Below are 5,233 nucleotides of genomic sequence, written 5' to 3'. Positions count from 1 at the left end.
ACCCAAGCCGCCGACGGCGGCGCCTTGTTCGGTACGGGAGCACGCCGAGAGCGGAATGAGCAGGCTCAAAATGAGCAGCGTCTTTTTCATCGTTTCTCTCCTGAGGCTACTATTAGCCAAAGCTTAAATGCTTAAGAGAGCTTTTCGATCCATCGACCGTTGCCTGCCATTCAAGCCTGGCCGTGGCGGAGCCGCGCGCCTTCGGCTCAAATCGTACCCTCACTGGTGGACGGGTGCGCGAAGTCGTCGCTTGGTGCAAACGTTGGCCGTGGACTTCCGCACTCGCACAAGGGAGAACGGATGAAACAGAGGACAGGATCCGCGGCGAACCGAACGGGCCAGGCTGATTGCGCGCCTGGCCAGCAAGGTTTGGAAGTCGACCCGAACTAAGCCGGCTGCAGTTCCCTGCGTGGCAGTGGCGGGAACGCGATGGCGATGCCGACCGCGCCGAGCCCGATAAGAGCAGAGCCGATGAAAAGCCAGGAATAGTTGGCGTAGGCATCGAACACCATGCCGCCGGCAAGCGGTCCCAATGCCATGCCGAGGCTGGACAGCATGGTGGCGGCGCCGAACACGGTGCCGAGGATGCGCTGGCCGAAATATTCGCGCGCCAGCACCGCATAGAGCGGCATGACGCCGCCATAGGTGGCACCGAAGATAACGGCCAGCATGTAGAACTGCTCAAGCTGGCTGATCGACAGATAGGCGGCAATGACGATCGCCTGGATCGCCAGGCCCGCGATCAGCACCGGCTTGACGCCCAGCCGGTCGGCCAGCACGCCGTAGAAGAGCCGGCCGCCAAGGCCTGCCAGACCTTCGACACTGTAGATCGAGACCGCTGCCATGGGGGCGACGCCGCACAGCATGGCATAGCTGACCATATGGAAGATCGGTCCGGAATGCGCCGCGCAGCAGGCAAAGAAGGTCAGCCCGAGCACGATGAATTGCGGCGAGCGCAGCGCCTGGCTGACTGTCAGGCCGGCACCTTCGGCAGCCGGCGCGGAGCCGGTGTCGACCAAGAGGGGCTTCGGCGGCTGGCGCACCAGCAGCACCACCGGCAACAGCAGCACCCAGGCGGTAATGCCGATGTCGAACATGGCGGTGCGCCAGTCATAGGCGGAGATCAACCAGCGGGCGAAGGGCGAGATCGTCATCGGCGCCACGCCCATGCCGGCCGAGACCAGTGAGACGGCAAGGCTGCGGTTGGTGTCGAACCAGCCTGTGGTCAGCGCGATCATCGGCGCAAAAAAGGCGCTTGCCGCGAGACCGACCAGGACGCCATAGGTGATCTGGAAGCTCAGCAGCGAACCGGCGCGGCTGGCCAGCACCAGCGCCAACCCGAGCAGCACCGCGCCGATCATCACGACGATGCGGGCGCCAAAACGGTCCGATATCGCGCCCCAGGCGAAGCCACCAAGGCCCATCACCAGGAAGTTGAGCGTCATGGCGCTGGAAATGCCGGCGCGCGACCAGTTGGTGTCGATCGCCATCGGCTCCAGGAATATCGCCAGCGAAAACATCGTCCCGATGGCGACACAGGACATCAGCGCGCCAGCGGCGACGATGACCCAACGATAGGAAAGGCTCATTCAAATCTCCCATGCCTAAAGGCAGCGCTGCGCGCTGCTTGCACCCGAAGGACGCCGGCACCGGGTTCGATCCTACAATCCGGTTGCATTTTTTATCCAGTTTGACGTGACGCCGTTTTCGGCAGCTCAGATCGGCAGTTCCGACGTGTATTTGATCGTCTGGCTGGGGACGTCGGTCTTGACGTTCTGCACGCCCTTGATGCGGCTCAGATGCTCCGACTGGAAGCGGCGGTAATCGTCGATGCCGGCTGCCACCACGCGCACCATGGCGTCGCAATCGCCGAGCATCAAATAGCACTCCATCACCTGCGGCAGCTTGGCGACTTCGGTGGCGAAATGCTCGATCGTGTCCTCATCCTGCGTTTTCAGCCAGATGCGGGTGAAGAAGGTGAGGCCCTTGCCGATGCTGCCGGGGTTCAGCACTGCGACGTAGCGATCGATGATGCCGGCTTCCTCCAGCAGCTTCACGCGCCGCAGGCAAGGAGAGGGCGACAGGCCGACCTCTTTGGCCAGATCGTTGTTGGCCATGCGGCCGTCGCGCTGCAGCGCCCGCAGGATCCGCTTGTCGATCTCATCCAGCTTCATGGCTCTAGATTCCATCTATTTTGAAATTAATGGCACTCAATGCCGAACCTAGTTGAAGTACAACAATATTCGCAACCATATTGCGGAGAATTGTGGGTATGTTTGCCGCCAGTGTCATGAGAGTTCAAACGCAGGGCAGCGGCGGCCGCGAGGCGCGCCAGTGGAGACACATGAGCATTTCACAGGCAGTCGAGGCGGCGGGCAATGGTTCGGGATCCGAATTCCGCCGAGGCGTGGCGTCCTGCGCGCCGGTGCTGTTCGGCACCATCCCCTATGCGCTGGTGCTTGGCGCCCAGGCCACGCAAAAAGGGCTGAGCACGGTCGAACTGTCCGCGATGACAGGGCTGAATTTCGCCGGCGGTTCGGAATTCGCGGCGATCCAATTGTGGACGTCGCCGCCGCACATCGTGCTCATCGTCGCCATCACCTTCCTGGTCAACAGCCGTCATTTGCTGATGGGTGCGGCACTGGCGCCGTTCCTGCGCCACCTGCCGCGGCGCAAGGTGTTTCCGGCGCTTTTCTTTATGTGCGACGAGAGCTGGGCGCTGGGTCTGGCCGATGCCAGACAGCGCACTGCTGCCGGCATCATGCCGGCCTTCAGCCCGCGCTACTATATGGGCGCGGCGCTGGCGATGTATCTCACCTGGGTGGTCTTCACCACGCTGGGTGCCTTGCTCGGTCCGATGCTCGGCGACGTCGGGGCCTATGGTTTCGACATGGCGTTCCCGGCTGTCTTCCTGGTGCTGATGCGCGGCATGTGGACGGGGATGGCGGCGGCGCGACCCTGGCTGGTCAGCCTGGTCGTGGCGGCACTGGTCTATCTCTTCGTTCCCGGCGCCTGGTATGTCGCCGCGGGCGCCATGTCGGGTCTGGTCGCGGCCTGGCTGATGGCGAGTGATGCATGATCGATGCAACGACCTTTTTCACCATCGTGCTGATGGCCGGCGTCACTTATCTCACGCGCATCGGCGGCTATGTCGTGCTGCGCAACCGCACACTCAGCGCCCGTGCCACGGCTGTGATGGAAGCTGCGCCCGGTTGCGTGCTGATCTCTGTCATCGCACCGGCCTTCGTGTCGAAGTCCCCGGCGGATATTCTGGCGCTGGCTGTTACGCTGGTGGCCGCCACGCGGCTTTCCATGCTGCCGACTGTGCTGATCGGAGTCGCTTCGGCGGGGTTGCTCAGGCATTTCATCGGCTAGAAAGGCAGCGGCCAGTTGGCTCAGAGGCTCTTTGGCCACTGTTGGGCGGCATGTATGACGGTAAGTATTTCGACGGCATCTTCGCTTACGCGATAGGGGACGATATATGGGATATCGGCCAAAACGAGTTCTCGCGTCGCCTTGATGCGTCCAACGCGACCCATAGCCGGCTGTTCGGTAAGCAACTCCGCTGCGGACAAGATGCGCCCAATGACACGGGCGGCAGCTTCGGGACTGTCTTTCTCGATATGCGCGCCGATTTCGCCAAGCCGACGCAAAGCCCGCTTGGTCCAACGGATTGTCTTGCGGCTCATGGATCAGCCGGCGGGCTTGACGTATTTCCCGATCACGGCGGCCAACTCTTGTTCGCTGGCGAACTCACCGCGCTCGGCCTCGGCCAATCCGGCCTCTATCTCAGCGAGTTGCCACTCTTGACGAGCTACAAAGTCTTCGATGGCCTTGGCGGCCACATAAGAGCGCGAGCGATCGAGCTTTTCGGCAAGTTGGTCGAGCCTGTTTGTCGTGTCGTCGGGGAGGCGTACGGTGAAAGCCGTCATGGTTTCGATCCACTTGGTTCATTGTGATTGTGAGTGAACCAAGGTGGATCGTCAAGTCACACCCAAAGGACTCTGGTCGCTTCGCGCTGTTTACTGTCAGGAAAACAAGCGGGGAGCGCATTGAAAAAGGGCGGGCGCCAAGCGCCTGCCCTCCAATTTAAGTCTTTTCCCTATGCGGCAGCCGCGACACCCTGGCTGGCTGCCACCACGGCATCGACCTTGGCGGTCGCCTTGGCGAGCGCTGCGGTCACCGCGTCAGGACCCATGCCGACGCCTTCGATACGGATGACATCGACATCGGTCATGCCGAGGAAGCCGAGCACGCCGCGCAGGTAGGGAATGGCGTGATCGAACTGCACGGCCGCACCTTCGGAATAGATGCCGCCCGAAGCCAGCACGATATAGACCTTCTTGCCGGTGACGAGACCCTTGGGGCCGTTCTCGCCATAGGAAAAGCTCTTGCCGGAACGAGAGATATGATCGACCCAGGACTTCAGCGTCGAGGAGATGTTGAAGTTGATGAAGCCTGTGGCCAGGATCACGGTGTCGGCAGCAAACAGCTCGTCGAGCACGACATCGGAGACGCCGACGACCTCAGCCTGGCGCGCAGTGCGCGCTTCCGCCGGCACGTAGATGCCGCTCGCGTAGTCGGCGTCGATATGAGGGAGCGGATTGGCGACGAGGTCGCGCACGACGAGCGTGTTCGACGGATCGGCGGCGACGAGCTTTTCAGCGAATTCGGTAGCGATGCGGGTCGAATGGGAGGCGGCGCCGCGCGGGCTCGAAGTGATGAGAAGAATGGACATTTTGGGCTCTCCAGCGGTTGGAATGATTTGTCCCGCCAGATATGGGACTTTCGATCCATTCAATAAACTGGTATACTTTCTATACGATCCATCTATAAGTTAGATATCACGATGCGGCCCAATCCGACGCTCGATCAACTTCAGATCTTTGTGACAGTCGCCGAAGCCGGCAGCTTCTCGGCCGCCGGCCGCAGGCTCAACCGGGCACAGTCCGTCATCAGCTACGGCATAGCCAATCTCGAGGCGCAGCTGGGGCTGAAACTGTTCGAGCGCGAGGGTACCCGCGAGCCGCAACTGACCGAGATCGGCCGGGCGATGCTGGAGGATGCGCGGCGCATGATCGGTGTGCTGCAGCGCATCCGCTCGCGCGTCGACGGCCATCATCAAGGGCTCGAGGCTGAAGTCGCGCTGTCGGTCGACGCAGCGTTGCCGTCGCCGGTGCTGGTGCGGGTGCTGAAGGCGTTCGAGGCGCAGTTTCCGACCGTGATGCTGCGC

At 62.0% G+C, this 5,233-nt stretch carries 9 protein-coding genes; 3 read left to right on the top strand and 6 right to left on the bottom strand.

Annotation, left to right across the window (positions count from 1 at the left end):
* The 3 genes from EN893_RS39320 to EN893_RS17830 form a co-directional block, all read right to left on the bottom strand.
* Positions 1-90, bottom strand: a 90-nt coding sequence (locus EN893_RS39320) for a lipoprotein (RefSeq protein ID WP_164770209.1), incomplete at its 3' end; no start/stop codon positions are given.
* Positions 91-386: 296 nt separating this feature from the next.
* The gene (locus tag EN893_RS17835) at positions 387-1,589 is read right to left on the bottom strand and encodes an MFS transporter (RefSeq protein ID WP_128361674.1); all 1,203 of its coding nucleotides are present in this window, start codon (positions 1,587-1,589) and stop codon (positions 387-389) included.
* A 126-nt stretch (positions 1,590-1,715) separates the two neighbouring features.
* Entirely contained in the window at positions 1,716-2,174 is a 459-nt protein-coding gene (locus tag EN893_RS17830; RefSeq protein WP_127268102.1) for an Lrp/AsnC family transcriptional regulator, read from the bottom strand.
* A 170-nt stretch (positions 2,175-2,344) separates the two neighbouring features.
* On the opposite strand from EN893_RS17830, the gene EN893_RS17825 reads away from it, so the two are divergent.
* Positions 2,345-3,079 (top strand): AzlC family ABC transporter permease, encoded by a 735-nt coding sequence (locus EN893_RS17825; protein ID WP_127268103.1) that lies wholly within the window; start codon positions 2,345-2,347, stop codon positions 3,077-3,079.
* Entirely contained in the window at positions 3,076-3,375 is a 300-nt protein-coding gene (locus tag EN893_RS17820) for an AzlD family protein (protein WP_127268104.1), read from the top strand. Before EN893_RS17825 ends, EN893_RS17820 begins: the two co-directional genes overlap by 4 nt.
* Before the next feature lie 20 nt (positions 3,376-3,395).
* Here EN893_RS17820 and EN893_RS17815 read toward each other — a convergent pair whose 3' ends face one another.
* From EN893_RS17815 to EN893_RS17805, 3 genes are all read right to left on the bottom strand, one after another.
* The gene (locus EN893_RS17815) at positions 3,396-3,689 is read right to left on the bottom strand and encodes a type II toxin-antitoxin system RelE/ParE family toxin (protein WP_127268105.1); all 294 of its coding nucleotides are present in this window, start codon (positions 3,687-3,689) and stop codon (positions 3,396-3,398) included.
* Between the two features lie 3 nt (positions 3,690-3,692).
* Positions 3,693-3,932 (bottom strand): CopG family ribbon-helix-helix protein, encoded by a 240-nt coding sequence (locus EN893_RS17810; RefSeq protein WP_127256140.1) that lies wholly within the window; start codon positions 3,930-3,932, stop codon positions 3,693-3,695.
* 170 nt (positions 3,933-4,102) lie between these two features.
* On the bottom strand, positions 4,103-4,738 hold the full coding sequence (locus EN893_RS17805; protein WP_127268106.1) for an FMN-dependent NADH-azoreductase: 636 nt from the start codon (positions 4,736-4,738) through the stop codon (positions 4,103-4,105).
* Positions 4,739-4,849: 111 nt separating this feature from the next.
* Here EN893_RS17805 and EN893_RS17800 point away from each other — a divergent pair.
* On the top strand, positions 4,850-5,233 hold a 384-nt coding region (locus EN893_RS17800), incomplete at its 3' end, for a LysR family transcriptional regulator (RefSeq protein ID WP_164900939.1).

It is taken from the genome of Mesorhizobium sp. M7A.F.Ca.CA.004.04.2.1 (genome assembly GCF_004022825.1).
GTDB lineage: Bacteria > Pseudomonadota > Alphaproteobacteria > Rhizobiales > Rhizobiaceae > Mesorhizobium.
The sequence above is the reverse complement of the archived record's forward strand: the minus strand, read 5'-3'. Positions and strand labels throughout refer to the sequence as shown.